Origin of the sequence: Bacillus chungangensis (genome assembly GCF_030812995.1) — a bacterium.
Taxonomy (GTDB): Bacteria; Bacillota; Bacilli; order Bacillales; family Bacillaceae_C; genus Bacillus_CF; species Bacillus_CF chungangensis.
This window is the reverse complement of the sequence record NZ_JAUSTT010000004.1, coordinates 48,530-70,064: the sequence shown is the minus strand read 5'-3', so window position 1 is coordinate 70,064 and position 21,535 is coordinate 48,530. Positions and strand designations below refer to the sequence as shown.

Annotated in this window: 25 protein-coding genes; 15 read left to right on the top strand and 10 right to left on the bottom strand. The window is 37.7% G+C overall.

The window, feature by feature from the left end; translation table 11 throughout:
- Positions 1–57: 57 nt before the first annotated feature.
- The gene (proC, locus tag J2S08_RS04565; protein WP_307227089.1) at positions 58–873 is read right to left on the bottom strand and encodes a pyrroline-5-carboxylate reductase; all 816 of its coding nucleotides are present in this window, start codon (positions 871–873) and stop codon (positions 58–60) included.
- A 679-nt stretch (positions 874–1,552) separates the two neighbouring features.
- Between proC and J2S08_RS04560 the strand changes: the two genes are divergently transcribed.
- From J2S08_RS04560 to J2S08_RS04525, 8 genes are all read left to right on the top strand, one after another.
- Positions 1,553–2,518, top strand: coding sequence for an MBL fold metallo-hydrolase (locus J2S08_RS04560; RefSeq protein ID WP_307227087.1), 966 nt, complete (start codon positions 1,553–1,555; stop codon positions 2,516–2,518).
- A 16-nt stretch (positions 2,519–2,534) separates the two neighbouring features.
- Entirely contained in the window at positions 2,535–3,329 is a 795-nt protein-coding gene (locus J2S08_RS04555; protein ID WP_307227085.1) for an SDR family NAD(P)-dependent oxidoreductase, read from the top strand.
- A gap of 77 nt (positions 3,330–3,406) precedes the next feature.
- On the top strand, positions 3,407–4,378 hold the full coding sequence (locus J2S08_RS04550) for a DUF3221 domain-containing protein (RefSeq protein ID WP_307227083.1): 972 nt from the start codon (positions 3,407–3,409) through the stop codon (positions 4,376–4,378).
- Positions 4,379–4,794: 416 nt separating this feature from the next.
- The gene (locus tag J2S08_RS04545; RefSeq protein WP_307227337.1) at positions 4,795–5,061 is read left to right on the top strand and encodes an autorepressor SdpR family transcription factor; all 267 of its coding nucleotides are present in this window, start codon (positions 4,795–4,797) and stop codon (positions 5,059–5,061) included.
- A 1-nt stretch (position 5,062) separates the two neighbouring features.
- Positions 5,063–5,701 carry an SdpI family protein gene (locus J2S08_RS04540; protein WP_307227081.1) on the top strand — a complete coding sequence of 213 codons (639 nt, stop codon included), beginning with the start codon at positions 5,063–5,065 and terminating at the stop codon, positions 5,699–5,701.
- Between the two features lie 120 nt (positions 5,702–5,821).
- Positions 5,822–7,054 (top strand): DNA polymerase IV, encoded by a 1,233-nt coding sequence (locus J2S08_RS04535; protein ID WP_307227079.1) that lies wholly within the window; start codon positions 5,822–5,824, stop codon positions 7,052–7,054.
- 32 nt (positions 7,055–7,086) lie between these two features.
- Positions 7,087–7,431, top strand: a complete 345-nt coding sequence (locus J2S08_RS04530; RefSeq protein ID WP_307227078.1) for a YolD-like family protein — start codon at positions 7,087–7,089, stop codon at positions 7,429–7,431.
- Positions 7,432–7,449: 18 nt separating this feature from the next.
- Positions 7,450–8,514, top strand: a complete 1,065-nt coding sequence (locus J2S08_RS04525; protein WP_307227335.1) for a YhgE/Pip domain-containing protein — start codon at positions 7,450–7,452, stop codon at positions 8,512–8,514.
- A gap of 78 nt (positions 8,515–8,592) precedes the next feature.
- On the opposite strand, the gene J2S08_RS04520 is transcribed toward J2S08_RS04525, so the two are convergent.
- The 4 genes from J2S08_RS04520 to J2S08_RS04505 form a co-directional block, all read right to left on the bottom strand.
- The gene (locus tag J2S08_RS04520) at positions 8,593–9,471 is read right to left on the bottom strand and encodes an alpha/beta hydrolase (RefSeq protein ID WP_307227332.1); all 879 of its coding nucleotides are present in this window, start codon (positions 9,469–9,471) and stop codon (positions 8,593–8,595) included.
- Positions 9,472–9,757: 286 nt separating this feature from the next.
- The gene (locus J2S08_RS04515; RefSeq protein ID WP_307227076.1) at positions 9,758–10,663 is read right to left on the bottom strand and encodes a hydroxymethylglutaryl-CoA lyase; all 906 of its coding nucleotides are present in this window, start codon (positions 10,661–10,663) and stop codon (positions 9,758–9,760) included.
- Positions 10,664–10,812: 149 nt separating this feature from the next.
- Complete coding sequence (locus J2S08_RS04510; RefSeq protein ID WP_307227074.1) at positions 10,813–11,991, bottom strand: toxic anion resistance protein; 1,179 nt, start codon at positions 11,989–11,991, stop codon at positions 10,813–10,815.
- Entirely contained in the window at positions 11,975–12,646 is a 672-nt protein-coding gene (locus J2S08_RS04505; RefSeq protein WP_307227071.1) for a 5-bromo-4-chloroindolyl phosphate hydrolysis family protein, read from the bottom strand. The genes J2S08_RS04510 and J2S08_RS04505 overlap by 17 nt, the downstream gene beginning before the upstream one ends.
- Before the next feature lie 525 nt (positions 12,647–13,171).
- Between J2S08_RS04505 and J2S08_RS04500 the strand changes: the two genes are divergently transcribed.
- The 4 genes from J2S08_RS04500 (at position 13,172) to J2S08_RS04485 (ending at position 16,085) form a co-directional block, all read left to right on the top strand.
- Positions 13,172–14,356, top strand: coding sequence for an acetyl-CoA C-acetyltransferase (locus tag J2S08_RS04500; protein WP_307227069.1), 1,185 nt, complete (start codon positions 13,172–13,174; stop codon positions 14,354–14,356).
- Positions 14,357–14,379: 23 nt separating this feature from the next.
- A complete protein-coding gene (locus J2S08_RS04495; RefSeq protein ID WP_307227067.1) occupies positions 14,380–15,075 on the top strand; it encodes a CoA transferase subunit A in 696 nt (231 codons plus the stop codon).
- 15 nt (positions 15,076–15,090) lie between these two features.
- Entirely contained in the window at positions 15,091–15,753 is a 663-nt protein-coding gene (locus tag J2S08_RS04490) for a 3-oxoacid CoA-transferase subunit B (RefSeq protein ID WP_307227065.1), read from the top strand.
- A 110-nt stretch (positions 15,754–15,863) separates the two neighbouring features.
- A complete protein-coding gene (locus J2S08_RS04485) occupies positions 15,864–16,085 on the top strand; it encodes a YqkE family protein (RefSeq protein WP_307227063.1) in 222 nt (73 codons plus the stop codon).
- Positions 16,086–16,279: 194 nt separating this feature from the next.
- On the opposite strand, the gene J2S08_RS04480 is transcribed toward J2S08_RS04485, so the two are convergent.
- Together J2S08_RS04480 and J2S08_RS04475 are read right to left on the bottom strand one after the other, a co-directional pair.
- On the bottom strand, positions 16,280–16,444 hold the full coding sequence (locus J2S08_RS04480) for an anti-repressor SinI family protein (RefSeq protein ID WP_307227061.1): 165 nt from the start codon (positions 16,442–16,444) through the stop codon (positions 16,280–16,282).
- A gap of 95 nt (positions 16,445–16,539) precedes the next feature.
- Positions 16,540–16,890 carry a helix-turn-helix domain-containing protein gene (locus tag J2S08_RS04475; RefSeq protein ID WP_307227059.1) on the bottom strand — a complete coding sequence of 117 codons (351 nt, stop codon included), beginning with the start codon at positions 16,888–16,890 and terminating at the stop codon, positions 16,540–16,542.
- A gap of 327 nt (positions 16,891–17,217) precedes the next feature.
- Here J2S08_RS04475 and J2S08_RS04470 point away from each other — a divergent pair, with 327 nt between their 5' ends.
- The 3 genes from J2S08_RS04470 (at position 17,218) to sipW (ending at position 19,257) form a co-directional block, all read left to right on the top strand.
- Positions 17,218–17,778 carry a TasA family protein gene (locus tag J2S08_RS04470; RefSeq protein WP_307227057.1) on the top strand — a complete coding sequence of 187 codons (561 nt, stop codon included), beginning with the start codon at positions 17,218–17,220 and terminating at the stop codon, positions 17,776–17,778.
- A 154-nt stretch (positions 17,779–17,932) separates the two neighbouring features.
- Positions 17,933–18,640, top strand: coding sequence for a hypothetical protein (locus J2S08_RS04465; protein WP_307227056.1), 708 nt, complete (start codon positions 17,933–17,935; stop codon positions 18,638–18,640).
- 59 nt (positions 18,641–18,699) lie between these two features.
- The gene (gene sipW / locus J2S08_RS04460; RefSeq protein WP_307227054.1) at positions 18,700–19,257 is read left to right on the top strand and encodes a signal peptidase I SipW; all 558 of its coding nucleotides are present in this window, start codon (positions 18,700–18,702) and stop codon (positions 19,255–19,257) included.
- 343 nt (positions 19,258–19,600) lie between these two features.
- Here the strand turns inward: sipW and J2S08_RS04455 are convergent, their stop codons facing one another.
- The 3 genes from J2S08_RS04455 to J2S08_RS04445 all read right to left on the bottom strand — a co-directional run bounded on the left by J2S08_RS04455 (position 19,601) and on the right by J2S08_RS04445 (position 21,509).
- Complete coding sequence (locus J2S08_RS04455; protein ID WP_307227052.1) at positions 19,601–19,930, bottom strand: helix-turn-helix domain-containing protein; 330 nt, start codon at positions 19,928–19,930, stop codon at positions 19,601–19,603.
- Positions 19,931–20,064: 134 nt separating this feature from the next.
- Complete coding sequence (locus J2S08_RS04450) at positions 20,065–20,196, bottom strand: anti-repressor SinI family protein (protein ID WP_307227050.1); 132 nt, start codon at positions 20,194–20,196, stop codon at positions 20,065–20,067.
- Positions 20,197–20,573: 377 nt separating this feature from the next.
- Positions 20,574–21,509 carry an aldo/keto reductase gene (locus tag J2S08_RS04445; RefSeq protein WP_307227048.1) on the bottom strand — a complete coding sequence of 312 codons (936 nt, stop codon included), beginning with the start codon at positions 21,507–21,509 and terminating at the stop codon, positions 20,574–20,576.
- Positions 21,510–21,535 lie beyond the last annotated feature (26 nt).

Sequence of the window (21,535 nt, the reverse complement as noted above, 5' to 3'; positions counted from 1 at the left end):
AGACGCTTTTGACATGTTGCCGAACATGTTTGACTTCATTCTCTGCCTGCGGAATCATCATCTATCAAAAGCAGCGCCTAATTTTTTTGATTTTAGCATTGCTTCTTTAATACATGAAATGAATGCTTCCTTTACTTGATGCTGCTGAAGGATGTTAATGCCAGCTTCTGTCGTTCCTCCTGGGCTCGTCACCGCTTGGCGTAAGTTTTGTGCTGTATTGCCCGGTTTTTGCAGCATTTCAGTTGCTCCAGATAAGGTTTGGAGTATAAAGTTTTTCGCCATTTCTTTTTCAAGGCCAATTTCAGCAGCAGATTGCTCCATGGCTTCAACAATGTAATAAATATAGGCAGGGCCGCTGCCAGAAAGTCCCGTAATTGCGTCCAACTGTTCTTCTGCTACAACTTCTGCAATGCCAACTGCGTGAAACAGCGAAAGTGCTAATTTTTGATCAGTGGCTGTCACTCTCTCATTAAAAGCGAGAGCAGTAGCACCTTTGCCGATTGTTGCTGATGTGTTCGGCATTGCCCTAACAATAGGACACTGTACTTTTAAAATAGATTCAAGATAAGTAATTGAAATTCCTGCTAATACGGAAATAAAAAGCGTTTGGGGTTGAAGATAATGTTTTATTTTTTGTAAGACTTCTTCTGCATCTTTTGGTTTAACTGCAAGCACCACAATATCCGTTCCGTCAAAGAGCGCCTTGTTATCATAGGTAACTTGAATATCATAATTTGATTGTAACCGAGCTAATTTTTCTTCATCTGACCGATTTGTTGCCATGACTTGCTGTGGAGCAGCAACCCCTTTTTCAATAATGCCGCTAATAATGGCTTCTGCCATTGAACCAGCGCCAATAAAAGAAATTTTCATGTTGGTATGTCCTCCTTTATAGTTAAAACGCCGTTATAGTGCGTGTTCTATTATTCCTTAATTAATACTGAGGATTTAAGTAAGACTTTTTTGTATAAATCCTATACTGTGTATGCCCAGCCTATGTTTACCAAAAAGCGCTACTGGAAAATAAACAAAAAACCCTTTCATCCAGAAAAAGGACGAAAGGGCTGCTTCGCGGTACCACCTTTAATTAACCGCTCTAAAAAGAAAAACGGTTATCTCTTGTTCCGTTAACGCCAGAAATGACGGTTAGTTTTAGCTAACAGCTCGCAAGGTAGGGTTCAATAAAAAAGAGGATGATGAAGTCTTCCAGCCGATGGACTTCATTCTCTTGCATCATTTTTTATTTACTCGTCTTGGTCATAGCAAATGATTTTTCCCAAATAGTTTGGGCAATGATGTTTTTAACAGTGAACATGTACGGACATTTAAACTTTATTTTATATGTGATTATCCACAATTGGCTAGCAGATGTCAAGAGGCAAATAATAAGACGGGTGAATAAAATGACATTTAATGATCAGATCGATAAAATAGAATCAAGAGAAAAAATAGGATGATAGGTGTGTTCAAGAAAGGATTCACTAGTAAACATCAATCAAGAAACGCAGGTTTTAGGGATTTTTTGAACATCCTCAAATAAGGGAGATATGGTATGAGTGCTTGGATAGGGAATATTGCTAAAATAATCGTACCGACGCCATTTACGGTCGGAGACGTTAATCTTTATCTCATTAATGGAGAGCAATTGACGTTAGTTGATGCAGGTGTAAAAACAAAAACTGCTTGGGAAGCATTTCAGTTTCAGCTTTCACAGCTAAAGCTTACACCGGATGATATCGAACAGGTCGTGTTGACACATCATCATCCAGATCATGTAGGTTTACTAGATTGGCTGCCAGATAAAGTGTTCATTTATGGGCATCGTTACGTTGTACCGTGGCTTGCCCGCGATAAAGCTTTTCTTCATCATCATGATGCATTTTATACACAACTATATACCGAATTTGGTGTGAAAGGTGATATGTTAAAAATGCTTCATGCATTAAAAAAACCGTTGAAATTATTGGCTAGTCGCCCCCTTTCCAATGTGATTCAAGCTGGTTCAATCATCCCGGGCCTTGAAGATTGGCAAGTGCTGGAGACACCTGGCCATGCCCAAAGCCATCTTTGTTTTTATAGAGAAAAGGATCGAACCCTATTAGCTGGAGACCATTTGTTGGCGACTATTTCTTCTAACCCTATATTAGAGCCACCGCTGCAAGAGGGAGAAGAGCGCCCTCGGCCACAGCTTCAATATCGCACATCATTAAAAAAACTTTTTTCCTACGATATTGATGTAGCATTTACCGGCCATGGAGAAGAGATTTCAGAGGTGCATGCTTTAGTTGAACAGCGTCTAATAAAGCAGCAAGATCGAGCATTGCAAGTAAGAGAAATGCTAAAAAGCCAATCAATGACCGTCTTTTCAATCTGTAAACAGCTTTTTCCTACTATTTATCAACGGGAACTTGGTTTAACATTATCGGAAACAACTGCACAATTAGATTATCTACTGGCACATGGAGCAATAGAAAAATATGTAGATGATGCAGGTGTTGCTTATTTTACTGCGAAATAGGGAAGAGGGATGACGAATGAATGATCGTCTTTGTGAAAAAACAGTTGTTATTACGGGAGCATCAGGCGGTTTAGGAGAGCAGATTGCTTATGAATGTGCAAAAAATCGGGCAAATCTTGTATTGCTTTCTCGCCAATATGATAAATTGCTTTTGCTGAAGGAAAAAATCGAAAGGGAATATCATGTTCGCTGTTTAGTGAAAGCTGTCGATATTTCTAAACCTGAGAGCGTTGAACCGCTTTTCAAGGAGATTGAAAAAACATGTGGCGCCATTGACGTGTTAGTGAATAATGCCGGCTATGGTGTGTTTGCAGAAGCAGAGGAAGCGGTTCTCGTTGATATACAAGGGATGTTTGCTGTGAATGTTGTTGGCCTAATTGCTTGTACTCAAGCAGTTATCCCCGGTATGAAAAAGCGGAAAAGCGGCCATATCATCAATATCGCTTCTCAAGCAGGAAAAATGGCAACACCGAAATCAAGTATTTATGCTGCTTCAAAGCATGCAGTACTTGGATTCACAAATAGCTTGCGGATGGAAATGTCGCGTTGGAATGTTTATGTAACTGCTGTCAATCCTGGACCAATTGCAACCGATTTTTTTAAAACAGCAGATAAAAGCGGCAACTATGTTAAAAATCTCGGACGTTTTATCCTTTCACCCGAAAAAGTTGCCGCCAAAATTTGTAGGAGTATGATGACAAAGCAGCGAGAGATCAATGTCCCACGCTGGATGAACACAGCGAGTATTTTTTACCAGCTGTTTCCACGAATGGTTGAAAAGATAGGTAGGAGGGCCTTTTTGAAAAAGTAGAGAAAAAATGGAAAAGAAGTTGTAACAAAATGCTGCCGTTTTCGTCTAATTATAAAAAGGGAAGGGGGTTTTTGTAAATGGCAAAAATAAGTGCGTTTCTTATTGCTAGCCTTTTCTTTATGTCTTTTCCTGGAGATGCAAGCAGTGGAAATTTAATTAATCCAGCCCTTAAAAGTATTGAAAAGACAGGCTTCGTAACAAAAATCACTGGCAATGAATTATTGATTTCTGATACGCGTTTTAGTGTTGAGGGTGCTATTTTTAAAACTGATCAAGGGAAAAAGCTGACAATGCAAGATATCAAACTTGGCATGAAGGTGAAGGTTGTTATAGAAGGTCCAATCCTTGAATCTTATCCAAGTAAAGCGAAAGCTGCATCTGTTACTGTCTTGACAGATGAAAAGAGTCAAGCGGAATCAAAAGCGGTTTATCTTGTTTTGAAAAAACATAACGATGAAGCGCTTGTTGTTAACAACGTTATAACGATGGATAATAACTTGTTTTTAGTGCAATATACGAATCTCTCACAAATAATAACCTTGCTGAATTCGGAAAAGCCACCGGCGGCTGCGATTGTGAACAGCAAGACTGAAGAAGTCAAATTGATGAAAACGTACACAGGATTTGTAACAGATATAAACAAACAAGCATTAGTAGCTGAATCATATTTTCAATTGGAGAAGGTGCTATTCACAAATGATCAAGGCGACACCCTTACAAAAGAGGATATCATTCCAGGGATAAAAGTGACTGTTTTGTACACCGGAAATGTCAATCCGTCACTTCCAGCGCAAGCCAAGGCCAGTGTATTTATTGTTCATACAGATGAGTGGAGCAAAAAAGAAGCTAATGCAGTAACAATCTTACTAAATGAAGTTGGCAGCTCTACTGTAGTTCATCCTATCGTCCACAAAATAAAAGAGAAAATTGCAGAGATAGAGTATACTGATCGAAATAACTTTAAACAAGTAAAAGTGATTGTTGATCTTGAGGCGAAGAAAGTAAGAGAATTTCAAGAAGTGGAAGAGAAGTCAAACCAGAGACGATAAATAATAAAATTTTCCTTCTATATAGAGAAAAAAAGCTGCTTGATAATGAGAAATGGCGAAAAGAATTCTTTTCGCCTTCTGGCCATTTTTCCTACATAGCAAATGAATGGATTTTAACATAAAAAATCTATCAAATGACAAGTTAGTGTATCTTCAGTATTGTTGGTCTTGAGTCATTTTTCATGTTGTTTTGCAGCGATGAATAGGACGTTGTGTTCTTAGCTTGGGGACTCTATTTAGGGGGATGAGAGAAAATTCTCACTGATGGAAGTTTCATTTTGATAAACTGTCTTATTCAGGTACTTTAAAAAAAAGGCGCAGGATCTACTTTACATTTACATTTATATCATGTAATATGATATTTAGCTAATTAGCTAAATATCTAATGAATGGAAGATGGAGGAACTCTTATGTCACTGAATCAGGCATTTAAAGCATTGTCTGATCCAACCCGACGCAAAATATTGGATCTCTTAAAAGAAAACGATTTAACAGCAGGAGAAATTGCGGAACATTTTAATATGACAAAGCCAAGTATTTCACGTCACTTAAGTTTATTAAAACAAGCAGAATTAGTCTGGGATGAAAGAAAAGGACAATACATTTATTATTCTCTAAACACGACAGTCTTTCATGATTTAATGAAATGGGTTTTGCAATTCCAAAATCAAGGAGGAAAATAAGATGAGTAAATTAATCGCCACTTTTTTTGTTATGGTAGTTGTTGGCTCAAGCTTTTGGTTTTATCCAATGTTACCGGAGCAGATGCCGAATGAATTTGCATATTACGGAAACCCTAGCAGTTATGCCTCCAAAGAAATCGTACTTATTTCGTTAGTTGCAAGTGTCATTGTTGTTTACATCACAATGATTATTTTATCTAGGGTGATGCAGTCGAAATCGATATACAAAAGATTCCAAAAAAGTATGAACGATATTTTAATGGTTGTCATACTCATTGTTTCTGCTTCTTATGCTGGGGTTATTGCTAACGGACTTGGATACGAGGTCAACATGTTGCTGCTTGCACCTTTAGGGGTGGGATTTGCTTTTATCGTTATCGGTAATACAATACAAAGATTTAAAGCTGACGCCAATACAGGAATTCCTTTGTCTGATGGACATAGTGATCTTTGGAACAAAATAAGGCGTTTTTTTTCCAGAGCGCTTTTCGTAGGAGGACTATTGTTAATACCGTGCGTATTATTTCCCATAAAAATAATGTTTTTCGCCTTTTTAATCATTTTAGGGATGACAGTTATCGTTATTTTGTTAGGTTCCTATATTATCTATAAGAAACAGTATATTACCCCTTCTAATTAAACACTTCAAAAGTACTCCATAAAACACACGTTAAATGAATTATTTTCCAGTATGAAACGAACATACTTTCGTATATACTATATACGAAAGTATGTTCGTTTTTTAGAAAGGAGAATTGTAATGAGGGAAAAAGTGATTTTCCTTGTTGATATCCAATCATTTTATGCTTCGGTAGAAAAAGTTGATCACCCGGAGCTGCATCATAAACCGGTAATCGTGTCGGGAGATCCGGAACGGCGAAGCGGTGTTGTTCTTGCTGCTTGTCCATTAGCAAAAAAATGGGGGGTTCAAAATGCCGAGCGATTGTGGGAAGCTCAACAGAAATGTCCACAAGCTATTGTTGTGCGGCCCCGCATGCAGCATTATCTTGATGTTTCTATCCAAATCACGAATATTTTAAACCGATTTACCAATTTAGTGGAGGTTTATTCTGTAGATGAACAATTTTTGGATGTAACGGCTAGCAGGCGGCTATTTGGAGACCCTTTTTCTATTGCTCGAAACATTCAAAAAGCAATTCAGGAAGAAATCGGAGTGTATGCTCGTGTTGGCATCGGCCCAAACAAGGTTCTTGCGAAAATAGCATGTGATAATTTTGCAAAGAAGAACGAAAATGGCTTATTTCAATTAGATTTTGACAATATGGAGCGAGAGATGTGGCCGCTGCCAATTGGAAAAATGTTCGGCGTTGGCAGCCGAATGAATCAACATTTAGAGCGGATGGGCATTCGAACGATTGGTCATTTAGCGAATTTTCCATTAAATCTTCTAAAGAAAAGATGGGGAATTAACGGGCAAGTACTATGGCAAACGGCTAACGGCATTGATTATTCTCCTGTTACTGTAAAAACGCATGATCAACAAAAGGCAATTGGCCATCATATGACGCTGCCGAGAGATTACGAAACCTTTCAAGATATTAAAGTTGTTTTACTTGAATTAAGTGAAGAAGTTGCTCGGCGATCTCGTTTAAAGCATTACATGGGCAACACCGTTTCAGTAGGGGTTCGGGGTGCAGACTTCGACTTCCCAACTGGGTTTCACCGACAAATGAAATTGTCTTCGCCCACTAATTTTGACATGGATATCTTTCGTCCTGCTTGTCGTCTCTTTCAAAAATATTGGGATGGTTCGCCGATTCGCAGTGTTGGGGTTACTCTCTCTCAATTGCAGCCAGCAAATCATTATCAGTTAAATTTATTTGATTTTCAATTAAAAAAAGAAAATATCAATAAAGCTTTAGATTTCGTTTATGCCAAATATGGACCAACCGCTATTATCCGTGCTTCATCATTAACAGAAGCAGGGCAAGCCCATCATCGAGCTGAAAAAATTGGCGGACATTACAAATAGAAAGGCAAACAAGAAAGAGGTGTAAAGCTTTTATGTTTCCGAACAAATTAACTCCTGGATATAATTTAATGTGGGAATCTAGCCGCATGATGTTGCCGGAACACAGGGAGCAGTTATTAGAGGCAAGGCGAGAGCAAATGGAATTTAGATATCCTGTACTTGATGATGATCAGCTTATGGAGATAAACCGCTTGATTGTTGAATCAATTGAAGAAGAGAGAGCAGTTGCAATTACATACGCAGAAAAGTATGGACCTGTAGAGTTTTGGGGGTGGATTCAAAAAGTAAATCCTTATGAGGAAAGGTTAAAAATAGTGAATGATGAAGATGCCCTCATCCTTTCCTTCAAAAGAATCTTATCTGTGAAGATCAGTTAATCCAAGAACAGAACACCGATTTTAATCGGTGTTTTTATCACGAGAATCCTTTTTGGTAAAACAATTGCCAACTCTATAGTAGAGGAAGCTTCGTTTCAAGCAGCAGAGATCCATACACTTGAAAAAGCAAAAAAAGAAATGAATCTACGAAAATGGAATATGATTGTCTATATTCCAAGTACATTTACGAAAGATTTGCAAACGAAAGGAACAAGTAATATAAAATATTATATTAATCAATCTAGTCCTACCCTTTCAAAGCAAATCATGGAATCGGCAGCTACAGCAATAACGAGTAAGATTAATAAAGAAATGTATACGGTCATACAAAAGCAAATAAACGAACAACTACCAAAGGAAGTTGCAATACAAACTCCAAATCAAGAAATCGCAGAACAATTAGCAAAAAAGATCGTCGAAGAGATGCAGGGCGCATTGCAAATAAATCCAGTAACAATGTCCATCATCAAAACAAATGATGTAAAAGGATTTGCAGCGACGATGATTCCGCTTCTAATGATATTGGCATCCTTCGTAGGAGCAATGATTATGAGCCAGCAGCTTCAATTTGCAACCCAGAAACTGCTAACATTATACAACAAATGGATGCTTTTTTTTGCTAAACAAATGATTAATCTACTGCTGTCATTAACATTAGCGCTGCTAACACTTGGACTCATGGCATTATATAAAATGGATATGCAAACCAGCTTGTTAACAGTATGGTTATTCCAATCGCTGCTCTTTTTTAGTTTTCTTTGTTTCACGCAAGTATTTGTTATTTTGTTTGGAAATCCAGGAATGATCTTTAATATTATTGCAATGGCAACACAATTAGTAAGTTCAGGAACAATTGTACCACGGGAAATGTTATCATCTTTTTATTGGAAAATAGGAAGTTTTTTGCCAGCTACTTATGGAGCAAATGGGTATTTTAGTTTGATTTACGGAGGCGGAGATCTTGCAGCTGATGCGAAAAGTTTAATGATGTTAGTAGGCGCAGCCATTTTAATTGCGGTGGGAAGAGTCACTTTCAGTCCATCAGTAATAAAAACTGATAGAAAAGCAGAGACACATATGTAAAAAATTTGCTGAAAGAAGAAAGACCTCCGTCAAAAAAGAGATTTTCTTCAATAACGAGGCCTTTAAGGAATACAACGTTTATTTCGTTTCAACTATCTCTTCAAGAAAATCGTCGACTGCTTTTTCATATGCTTCACGGTTTTCATTCAATGATTGTGCATGGAGGCCATTTTTGGCCATAAAAAGGCTCTTGCTGCCCTTTTTCCGATCGTACAGCTCCTTTGTCATTTCTGGCAAGATAAAATCATCTTTTTCGCTATGAATAAAGAGGATAGGCTTTTGAATTTCCTCGATTACTGCAAGCGGAGAAACAGAGTCGAGCGAATAGCCATCACGCATACGAATAAATAAATCTGCAAGCGGTACGAACCATTTACCGGGAAGCTTTATTTCTTTTGTGAATCGATAGGCAAGTAGCGATCGAAAATCAGAAAAAGGGCAATCAACAATATAAAAATTTGCTCGATCTTCTACAGAGCCCGCATAAAGTAAAGTAGTAGCTGCTCCCATCGATTCTCCATGGATGCCAAAGAAAAGCTCATTGCCTTCCCGGAATAAAAGGTAATCCACAATTGCCTTTAGATCGTGCTTCTCATAAAATCCATAGCTGCTTGTTTTTCCTCCTGACTGCCCGTGCCGGCGATGATCATAGATAACGGCATTAAAGCCTCTTTCTAAAAAAATATTCATATACTTAATAGCGTTCGTTTTGTTTTCGGTTACACCGTGGCAAAAGATCATGTATTTTTTAGATGCCGGGTAAGGTCGAATGAACTGGGCTTTTAATGAATAGCCAAAAGGGGAGCGAACCCAGATATCTTCCTTCGGCAATGCAGCAAAGTCTACTGGGGAGAGTCGTTTAGCAGCGACTTCTCTTTTATAAATAAAATCTTCATCTTTTTTCTTTATATACATCACGCGATTAGAAAGATAATAGCCAAACCCTGCAATCGCCATTGCGGCTCCAGTTAATATCCCTGCTACTTTTTTCGTTCGTTTCAATGTATTTTCCTCCAAATCATGCTGTGTTGATATATTTGGTATTTGGATGTAATTAGAAATCTACAAATCCTGTCCGCATACATGAAAAACGCTGCTCATCCAAAAAACGAAACTTATCTCCGTTTTCTATAAATCATTATTTTCGATTGGATCGGGTGTATAAAATAAGGAAAAACACGGGCTACTCTTTTCTAGCTTGCAGGTCACACAAGGTGCTGCGTTTTCACTCGCTTTTTTAGTATCACTTTGTTCTTTCTTTATTTTTCGCCAACCGGTAGTAGCCACTTTCAATTGGGCGTGAAAGCGATGGGGCAATAACATCAATTGCTTCTATGAACTGATCAAGATTGACATCCGTTTTAATGTTCATTCTTTCCAGCATAAAGACGACATCCTCTGTTGCTACATTTCCAGTTGCACCAGGTGCGAATGGACATCCACCTAAGCCGCCAGCCGATGTATCAAAGCGATGAATCCCTGCTTGTAAAGCAGCATAAATGTTAGCGAGCGCAAGTTTGCGAGTGTCGTGAAAATGAGCAGTTAACAGTACACCAGATAGACGTTCATGGAGTTTGGAAAATAGAGAATATGACTCAGTGGGTGCTGCCATGCCAATTGTATCTGCAACACTCAATTCATCAACACCTGCATTTGCCAATTCTTCACATAAATGAATTGTTGCTGTTTCTGCTATTTTACCTTCGAATGGGCAATAAAAAGCTGTGGAAATACAAGCACGAACAAAATGTCCTTGTGCTTTTAAAGCTGCGATCATTGTTTTCCACTCTTCGACGCTATCTCTTGTTGATTGATTAATATTTTTACGGTTAAAAGTATCGCTAACCCCAATAAATAATGCAATCGCCTCACACGATGCTGCCATTGCCCTTTCAATACCTTTTTGATTTGGCGTCAGCACAATGTTTCGATCACTGTCTAAACATGCTTCGACAACCTCAGAAGCATCCCGCATTTGTGGAACCCATTTTGGGGAAACAAATGAGGTTAATTCCATTTCCTTGATTCCAGCTGCTTTTAATTTCTTTATAAAATTTGTTTTCACTTCAGTAGGGACAAAATGCTTTTCGTTTTGCAGTCCATCTCGTGGACCAACTTCAATAATAGTCACTTTTTTTGGCAAATTCATCAATATGTTCCTCCTCTTCTTTATACTCATTGTAATCAGTAGAAAAGTCGCTATGCAAGCGTTTTCTTCAATGAAGTATAAAAAGAGGAGCAATGATGAGAGCCGTTTTTCACAGAAAATGAACCAGACAGAATCTAGTCCGGTTCATTTTATTTTAATTCTAATAGCTTATGTTTTAATTCGTTTTCCATTGAAATCAGTTCTTGTTCAGCTTGCTGGCGTTTCGCCCGGCCTTCCTGTTGGATTTTAATCGTTTCCTCCAACGTTGAAATTAAGTTGGATTGCGTTTTTTTCAAGGTTTCAATATCTACAAGGCCGCGTTCATTTTCTTTTGCAGTTTCAATTGTATTTGTTTTTAGCATTTCTGCGTTCTTTAACAACAGCTTATTAGTTGTGCTCGATACTTGACGTTGTGCTTCAACAGCTTGCTGTTGGCGGAAAAGCGTCAGTGCAATGGCAATTTGATTTTTCCATAGCGGAATAGCGGTCAGAATAGACGATTGAATTTTTTCAGCTAATGTTTGGTTTGTATTTTGAATGAGCCGAATTTGCGGCGCTGTTTGAATCGTGATCTGTCTGCTTAGTTTCAAGTCATGGAGCCGTTTTTCTAAACGATCAGCAAACTGGATCATATCATTAACCTCTTGATAAGCCATTTGATCATCAGAAGCCTGTGCCTTCTGTTTCAATTCTGGGATCGTCTTTGTATGAATTTCCTCCAATTTTAACTCTGCAGCAGCGATAAAGATATTAAGCGCTTGGAAATATTCTTTATTTTTTTCGTAAAGCTGTTCAAGCATCTTGATGTCTTCAATAAGCGTCGTTTTGGAATGGTCTAGCTTGATGCTAATCCGATCAATTTGAGCACCAATTTTTTGATACTTTGAAAAAATTTCTTGAATGGAGTTCGAGATTTTCCCGAACATTCGTGAGAAAATATTTCGTTTCTCAGGCTGCAGCTCATCTGGATTTGTTTGCTGCAGCTTTTTCATTAATTCATTCAAAATATCGCCAATTGGACCAATATCCTGTTTTTGAACTTGATCAAGCATGGAATGAGAAAAGTTTGTTAGTTTGGATTGCGCTTGCGTGCCATAAGAAATAATTGCTTGATGATTCGTTGGATCGATTTGTTTTGCCAATTCCTCCGCTTTTCTTCGATTTGGTTCTGGCAGGACATCAACGAGACGCTGCGGTTTTTCTGTTGGCTGGACTGTGTCTGCTTCCGTTGTAACTAACTCATTATCGCCAAACGGGTTAGCGAGTAAATCTTCCAGATCGTTGCTTAATTGTTCTTCTAACAATACTTCTTTATTTTTTTCGTTCATTATTGGTTCTCCTTTCGTCGTCAAAGAGTGGATGTTCCAGCCTTTTTAACGAATGTTTAGCAACATCTAACTCAAAATCGAGATGATCAATATCCGTCGAAAGAACCTGATAGAGGTCGTTTTCAATAGATTTGCTTAAGTCCTCAATTGTTTGGCGTGTTTCACTTAATTGCTGATACATTTTTTCGTCTTTCAGCGGCTGGTTAGCAAGAAATGCATATTTTTCTGAAAGTTCGACAATAGAATCAAGGTGGTAAAAGAAAAAGCGCTCCGCCTGATAAAATCGTCTTGGCTCTTTTTTAACAATAGCATAAATTCTCTTCACTAAGCGACTGATAGTGAGCATTTGCCGCAAGTTATGAAGACTGCGAATATGAACAAACACTTTTTGTAAACGATTAATTTTAGCTTTTGCTTCTTCTAAATTTTTTTGTATATAGATATATTCTTTCCTTGTTAAATGATTTTCTTTTAAAAAACTTCTATTTGTCATCCATTTTACACCATAGAAGACAATTCCGCCTACTACAAGAGAGATAGCAGAGGATACAAGAAAAGTTTGATCGTATGCTAAAAAGCACAATAACCAAGTACCTATTGTAATCGGAAGTGCTAAAGCGGTGCGTAAAATAAAATAAAGAAATGGTTTCATCATTTATCGACCCCTATCTCAACTATTACAATCAATCTTACGTATGAACGTACAAAAAAGTTTCGCTACATTCTATTATAAAGAAATCAATGGTTGAAGGAAAGCAGGACTGCGACGGATGTCCAGATAGGTCTAGGGACTGAGTTATGCACTTGATGAATGGCAAGTAATTGCTTATGAAACAAAAGCATATACATAGAACACACATCGCAACATATTGTCGATTTAGTTTTTTTCATTAAATCAGATATAGATCAAAGATACTGACCACAATTAGCATTAATTAGCAATGCCTGTTCAAGGCATTTCAACGCTATCCAACGACGATAACGTTCGCTAACAAAAATAAGAAGGAATTTTCTATTTTTTTAGCGAATATTGTAGTAAGTGTTTAAAAATTTCGACAAAAAGACCCGATAATTTAAGATGAAGGAGCGTAAGAGTAATACGAGAGGGTCAGATTGTGACATAGAAATACAACTTTACACGATCTCTTCAAGGGAAAGATGGAAGAAGGAGGACATAAGTATGGAGAAAGAAGTTGTCATTGTAAGTGCTGTACGGACAGCAATAGGAAACTTTAATGGCTCATTAAAGGATAAGAGCACCCCAGAGCTGGGAGCTATTGTCATCGAGGCAGCCCTGAAAAAAGCAGGTGTTCAAAAAGAGCTGGTTGATGAAATTATCATGGGAAATGTATTACAAGCAGGTCTTGGACAAAACCCAGCTCGGCAAGCAGCGATAAAAGCAGGCATTTCTGAAAGCGTTTCCTCATTGACGATCAATAAAGTTTGTGGATCTGGATTAAAAGCAATTCATCTTGCTGCCCAGACCATTATTGCAGGGGATGCGGAGATCATTGTCGCAGGTGGCATGGAAAATATGAGTCAAGCGCCATACCTAATAAAAAATACGCGAAATGGGTTTAAAATGGGTGATCAAAAGCTGGTTGATAGTATGATTCAAGATGGTTTGTGGTGTGCTTTTCACGATTATCATATGGGAGTTACTGCAGAAAATCTTTGTAAACGCTATCAAATAAGCCGCGAGGAACAAGATGCATTTGCAGCACAAAGTCAAGAAAAAGCGATACAAGCAATTGAAGCAGGGAGTTTTGAAGAGGAAATAGTCCCGGTAGAAATTCTGCAGCGCAAAGGCGAGCGGATGATCTTTGCTGTTGATGAATATCCAAAAAAAGGAACAACGGCAGAAAAACTAAGCGAGCTTCGTCCTGCTTTCAAAAAAGATGGCAGTGTTACAGCTGGCAATGCTTCCGGCATTAATGACGGTGCCGCTGCTTTAGTTGTAATGAGCAGACAAAAAGCGGATCAGTTAGGTTTAAAGCCGATTGTAACAATAAAAGGGAATGCGACAGCAGGCGTCGATCCAAGCATCATGGGAATAGGTCCAGTTCCTGCTGTTCAAAAAGCATTGAAGAAGGCGGGGATGCCACTGGAAGAGATACAGTTGATTGAGGCAAACGAAGCATTTGCAGCGCAATCATTAGCAGTTGGCAAAGAGCTGCACTTTCAAGAAGATCGTTTGAATGTCAATGGCGGGGCAATTGCGCTTGGACATCCGATCGGTGCCAGTGGGGCAAGGATATTAGTGACACTCATTCATGAAATGATGCGCAGAAAAGCACAAACCGGCCTCGCAACGTTATGTATTGGCGGCGGCCAAGGCATTGCTACAATTGTTGAATTAGGATAATAAAAAGCAGGGAGGTATTCGTGATGAAGCAAATATGTACATCCTTTCAAGAGGCAATTGCTGAAATGAAAGACGGATCGATCTTAATGGTTGGCGGCTTTGGTTTATGCGGCATCCCCGAAAATTTAATCTTGGCCATTGCTGAAAAGGGGGTAAAGAATTTAACGGTTATATCTAATAATTGCGGCATAGATGATTGGGGATTAGGGCTGTTGCTTCAAAATAAACAAATAAAAAAAATGATCGCCTCTTATGTTGGCGAAAATAAAGAATTTGAACGGCAAGTTTTGGAGGGAGAATTAGAAGTAGAACTTACTCCACAAGGAACATTAGCCGAAAAAATTCGTGCAGGCGGTGCAGGAATTCCGGCATTTTATACACCAGCAGGCGTAGGAACACCAATTGCAGAAGGAAAAGAAACACGCACTTTTAAAGGAAAAGAATATGTATTGGAGGAGGCGCTAGTTGCTGATTTTAGTATTGTTAGAGCTTGGAAAGGCGATAAGATGGGGAATTTAATCTATCATAAAACTGCACGCAACTTTAATCCAATGATTGCAGCTGCAGGCAAAATAACGATCGCAGAAGTAGAAACATTAGTGGAAATTGGCGAGCTTGATGCAAATGCTATTCATACACCAAGTATTTATATTCAAAAAATTATTCAAGGTTCACAAGAAAAACGCATTGAAAGACGAACAATGAAGACAAGTGAATAGGAGGGAGGAATTGGCATGGTAAAAGCAAAAACACGAGAAAAAATTGCAAGAAGAGCAGAAAAAGAGATTGAAGATGGCTTCTATGTGAATCTTGGCATCGGCATGCCAACCTTAGTGGCAAATTACATTGCAGCGGATAAGCAGGTCGTGCTACAATCTGAAAATGGATTACTTGGAATTGGACCCTATCCGACAGAAGATGAAGTTGATGCAGATTTAATTAATGCTGGTAAAGAAACAGTAACAGCTATACCTGGTTCCGCTTATTTTGATAGTGCCGAATCTTTTGCAATGATACGGGGCGGGCACGTTGATATTGCAATTTTAGGAGGAATGGAAGTATCTGAAACTGGCGATCTCGCCAATTGGATGATTCCAGGAAAAATGATTAAAGGAATGGGGGGGGCGATGGATTTAGTGCATGGTGCTCAAAAAATCATCGTCATCATGGATCATGTCAATAAAAATGGCGATGCAAAAATATTACAAAAATGTACACTTCCTCTTACAGGAAAACAAGTGGTGCACAGAATCATTACAGAACGAGCAGTAATAGATGTAGCTAAGCATGGGCTGATTCTAAAAGAGGTTGCAGAAGGATATACAGTAGAGGATGTTATCTCTTCAACAGCAGCAGCACTCACAGTAGCCGATGACGTAAAGCTAGCTGCTTTCTGATGCATTAGCCATTTTCCTAGCAGTATTTTTATAGGAGGGGAATCTTTCTGATTTGTTAAGGAAAAACAGCCCAACATCTGATCGTTTTTTTAATAGAAAGGTTGAATAAAATGAAGGAGCAAGCAAAGCAGAACGTCATAATCAAGGAAGCATTGCATAAAGATACGCTTAATAAACTCCAAGAAGCGAAGCAGCTGCTTCAGCAGCAAGAGGAAATCGCAAAAAAACAAGCAGCAGAAAAAAAACGTGCAGAAAGAAAACAACGCGAAAAAAACAAATCCTTCGAAGAGTTATTAAACGAAAATGTGCTTGATTGGAGAGATTTTAAATAACAGGGAAATGGAGATGCTCACATCTCCATTTTTTAGTGACATGATGCTCGCTAGTTCGGTTATGTTTGTAAAATAAAAATTGAAAATATTTTGAAGGATATAGAAGAATGCTTAAATGTATTTTTGGACTATCAATATTTGCAGTAACTGTCTGCTAAACATACTTGTCCAATTAATTTCTATAAAGAATGTTTTTATGATTTAGCATTGTAATGTTTATGCTCCTTTATCTGGGTTTTATTTTTTAAAAATGCACGGACTTCCCTCGGAGTGAGTCCGACTTGCTTTGCCTCTTTTAAGAGCATGATCCACTCGTCATCAAATCTTTCATTTTCTTGTTTTTTCACATATATACGCAACAATGCCAGCCCCTTTTTTTCTTAAATAAGAGTAAACGCTTTCTAAAATTTCATTGGCTTGTACAAGAGAAGCATATTGTTGATTTGAAAAATTTTCACTTCAAAGTACTCCCCTTTTTTTGCCAGTTTTTAAATTTAATAAAGTCTTGGAATTCTAAAAAATCTTCTTTACTTATTCCTGCATCTATTAATCGATGAACAATCGCCTCCCATTCCTTTTCGATCTCTGCAAGCTTATTTTCTGTTTTTGTTTCATCTAATAAGTACTCTATTGTGGTATCAAGCGGTACTGCAATTTTACCCAAAAATTGCATGGAAGGATTATTTTGAATGTTTCGTTCTATATAACTTAAATAAGATTTAGAGACACCAGCTTGCTTTGCTAACTTAGTGATAGACAATCCTTTCTTTTTTCTCATTGCTTTAATTCGTTTTCCAATTAACACCCTTTCACCTTCTATCATAATTCAAAATATTTCATCACTTTCGTTCATTATAAGAAACAATACGTTCTTTATAAAGTGTTAAAATAGTATGATAAAACGAGAAAAACTTTGAAAAAGATCGATAATCGTTCTTTATTAAGAATAAAACGCTTATTTTAGTGTTTTTAACTTTTGAATCTATCAGCTATACTCAAAACAGGAATTCTTTATAAAGAACAATGCTCCTTAAACAGTGAAAAAATACGCTTGTACCACACAGAAAAGGTGAATCTACCTAAATATTAGGGATTCATATAAAAAAGTTTCAATAGTAGAGGAGGAAACGAAATGAGTATTAAGAAAAAATTAGGTTTAGGAGTAGCAACAGCAGCACTAGGATTGTCACTAATTGGTGGAGGTACATATGCGTACTTCAATGATGTTAAAACTGTGAACAATACGTTTGCAGCGGGGGAGCTTAGACTGGATGTAGATCCAACAATTGTCTTTGATGTCCAAAACTTAAAACCTGGCGACTATATGATAAGGACATTCGAGATGAAGAACGATGGAACTTTGGATATTGACAAAGTATTAATGAATACAAGTTTTTCTGGAACTTCAGATTTTGAAAATCACTTAAGAGTTGATTTTTTAAGAAATGATGGTGTTACAATTCCTCAGTTAAGCGGCAAAACAATTTCCGACCTCCAAAATATTCAGGAAACTGATATTACGCCTGCTTTCTGGTGGTGGAAAGACGGAGGCATTCCAGTTGGTGAAACAGATACCATTCAAGTAAAAGTGACGTTTGTAGATAATGGCGAGGACCAAAATCACCTGCAAGGAGCTCAAATGAACGTCCAACTTGAACTAGAAGCGAAGCAAGGCAAAGGTGTGGAAAAATAAAACGCTAACATGGGAAAGGTAGAAGTTCTGCCTTTCCCCTTCCCCTATTATGCACGTTCATCGTAGAATTTGAGAAAAGGAGGTAATTTCGATAAGAAGTTCATGGTTTCGAAAGCATAAAAAAGCCTTCGTATTTACTGTCAAATTTAAAATCATGCTCATTTGTTATATCTTGTTCTTCGGAACATCATTACTGACAACATCAACAGTTGCCTCTTTTAATCATGTTGAAAAAGTAGATTGGGATATTCATGCTGGCACATGGAGCATTAAGTGGAAATATGCTTCCATCGACCTTGCTGCTAACAGCAGGTACATTGAAAGTTGTGAACAAGTTCCTTTAACTGTTGATGTGACGAATGAAAGTGACTATGTTACCCAGTCTGGAAATTATCAAATTCTTTTAAATGGCTACATACTTTCTGAAGGGGACATATCAGAAATGGCTGCAAAAGATACACATTCGCTCCAATATGTGGCTTCTGAACCTGGTACCTACACATTTAGAATTTATCAAATAGATGAAGATGATTTAATAGAGTTTTCAGAAGATATCATGATAAGCTGCACATTGCCTGAAGAGAAAGAAAAGGAAAATGAAGAGAAGAATAACAATGATCAAGGCGAAGATGGAAAAGGCAGCAAGGATGCTGTAGAGGAACAGAAAGGAAAGGAAAAAGATAAAGGGAAACAGGAAGAAGAGAAGCCAAAGCAAGAAAATAAAAATGAAGATAAAGGAAAGGAAGAAAATGTTGAGGGAGATACCCCTAGTGATTCACCAAAAAACGAACATCATTCTCCAGATACAATAATTGAACCTGTCGAAGAGGAGCAGACATCACAAACAAACGAAGTAGAGTAAGGGATCGTCATTTAATAATAGAAATAATATGGAGATAAAAGAGAGCGAGTGGAGTAGAGATGAAAGCAATTAAAAAATGGTTAAATATTGGCACAACAATTATTTTATATGCACTGCTACTGTGTATGATTGTGATCGTTCTTTCAGCAAAGGCAGCCGGGGGAGAGCCAAAGGTTTTCGGCTATCAAATAAAAACAGTGCTTTCGGGGTCGATGGAACCAGGCATTAAAACGGGTTCAGTGATAACTGTAAAACCGGGCGGAGATATGACACGTTTTAAAGAAAATGACATTATTACGTTTCATGACCAAGCAGAGGATGTGTTGATCACACATAGAGTAATAGACGTGATCAATAACGATGGTGTCGTTATGTATAAAACAAAAGGAGATAATAATGATGCAGCAGATCGAAATCCTGTTTTATCCGATCATGTTGTTGCGGAATATACTGGAATAACGATCCCATATGTTGGTTATTTTATGAATTTTGCACAATCTAAGAACGGCAGTATATTTTTACTGATACTTCCAGGCGTTTTGCTGCTTGGCTATGCTATTTATCAAATATGGACCGCTATTAAACAAATTGATGCGAAGGAAAAGATAGTTTCATGATACTATCTAGCTAAGGGGGAGAGGTGAGCAAAAAAGATAGCGGATGATGGTTGTTTGTTTTATGTTATTCATTCTATGTTGGCCATTCGAAACTGTACAGACGGCAGCGAACCGGACTTCACTCTCTACTAGAAAATACAATGAAAACGAATAAAGGATGCAGCAAACGGAGGGTAAACCAACCTTTATATGAGGATAGTCTTTTCTGCTTCAATCACTGCTTTTATACGATCCTAATAAAGTGAAGCTTTCATCAGGAGAGGGGGCAGTGCCCCTCGTTAATGGAAGTTTCACTTATATATTAAAAAGGTGTTTCCTTTTCCTTATTCCCATCTACAAAGGGTCATTTTCTATTTAGTTTCCACTTATTAAATTCTAAGAACTCGCGGAATTCTTCTTTCGTTACTCCAGAATTCATCGCTTCTAAAACTAATTTTTCCCATTCGGAATCAAGTTCAACGATTTTCACTTCATCTCGTTCATCTTCTAATAAAACATGAACATTCACTTGTAAAACCGCTGCAATTTTTTCCAAAAAAGAAATAGAAGGATTTGATTGAATATTTCGCTCAATAGAGCTCAAATATGATTTTGCAATACCTGCTTTTTCGGCAAGCTCAGACAGCGTCATTTCATTTTGCAAGCGGTATTTCTTTATTCGTTGTCCTATCATGTGAAACGTCACCTTCCTTATAAAAATTATAACATATAACGAAAAGTTTGTTTCATATGAAGAACACTTTAAATAGAATTACTAGTCATGAGGAACACAAAAATGGGCAGGAAGAGGATATATGTATTTGGGAATTATAAGTGATGCTGCTGCAAATATTGTCTAATTTCTTCAATGTCTAAACCAATTTCAAAAGCCATTAAAATAAGATCAATCCATTCCTTATCCAATTGATCTGACGGCAACGACAGCATGTCTTTTTCCATACTTATCCCCCTAATAGATGCTTCTACTTTCGGCAGCCTCCGTATTTTTCTCTTTATCGACTGCCATCAGAAATTTTATACAATCTATAGTATAAAGGATAAAGTGAAAAGATGTGAGAAAATTATGTCATGTCGAAAATACGATAAATAAAGCTGGAAATACTATTTGTGAGCAGAAAAATAAGGAAAATTGTAAAAATATGCATTCCTTTTCTTTTTTATCTCAGGAATGGTTGTTTTTATGAAGAAAAATGTTGAATGATACTAGAGACAACTTGTCGTTCTATGATGTATATTGTCCGAAAAAGTAGAGCAAAAAAATGAATAATTTTTCCACCAATGGGGATTTAGTGTAAATATCCATTGGTGGATTGAATTCAGCAATGCTGCGTATATATATTCTTTTTCGTGATATCCGAAAGCACCTTGTATTCCTCTCTTGTCAGGGAGGGCGCTTCAACTGCTCTTACATTCTCTTTTACTTGAGCAATCGTGCTTGCTCCAGCAACTACTGCTGCAATTCCTTCATTTGCAAGGTTAAATTGGAGGGCGATCTCAGTCATTGTTCGTTGTCTGTTTATAAGCAACTTATGAAGAATGCTTTCCAACACTTCAATGACTTGTTGAGGTGAGTAATCTAAATACGCATCGATGTTTATTTTACTCGTATGCTGCGATATGTTTGCAAGCATGCGATCGGTTAATAAGCCTTTTGCAACGGAGCCTCTTGCAACAACACTTATATGATGTTCTGTTAGGAGCGGAAGTATCGTTTCCGGTCTTCGATCCAATAGGCTATATTGCATCATTACACTTACAATCGATGATTTTGCGGCGTATTCTTGAATGACGTTTGGACGAATCGAAGAAATGCCATATTCTTTAATCAAACCTTCGGATTTGAGATCTTCAAACGCTTCAATCACATCGTCAATAGGATCGTCTATTGTGCCGCCATGGAGCTGATAAAGATCGATATAGTCTGTTTGCAGCCTCTGCAGACTTTTTTTCACTGCTTCCTTTATATATTGCTTAGAAGGATCCCAGTACCACCCATCCTTGCCTTCTTCCCAGCGATTTCCGACTTTTGTGGCAATAATAACCTGATCACGAACAGATTTTAACGTCTTGCCAACGATAGATTCGTTGACGCCAAAATGATATAAATCTGCCGTATCAAAATAATTAATGCCTTCCTCCCAAGCAGTTTTAATGATATTTTTGGCTTTCTCGTCTTCCGTTCCTAATGACATACAGCCTAATCCTAGTTTCGAAACGAAAAGATCTGATTGACCAAGCTTTCTCTTTTGCAACTTTTTCATCCTTCCTTTCACTTTTA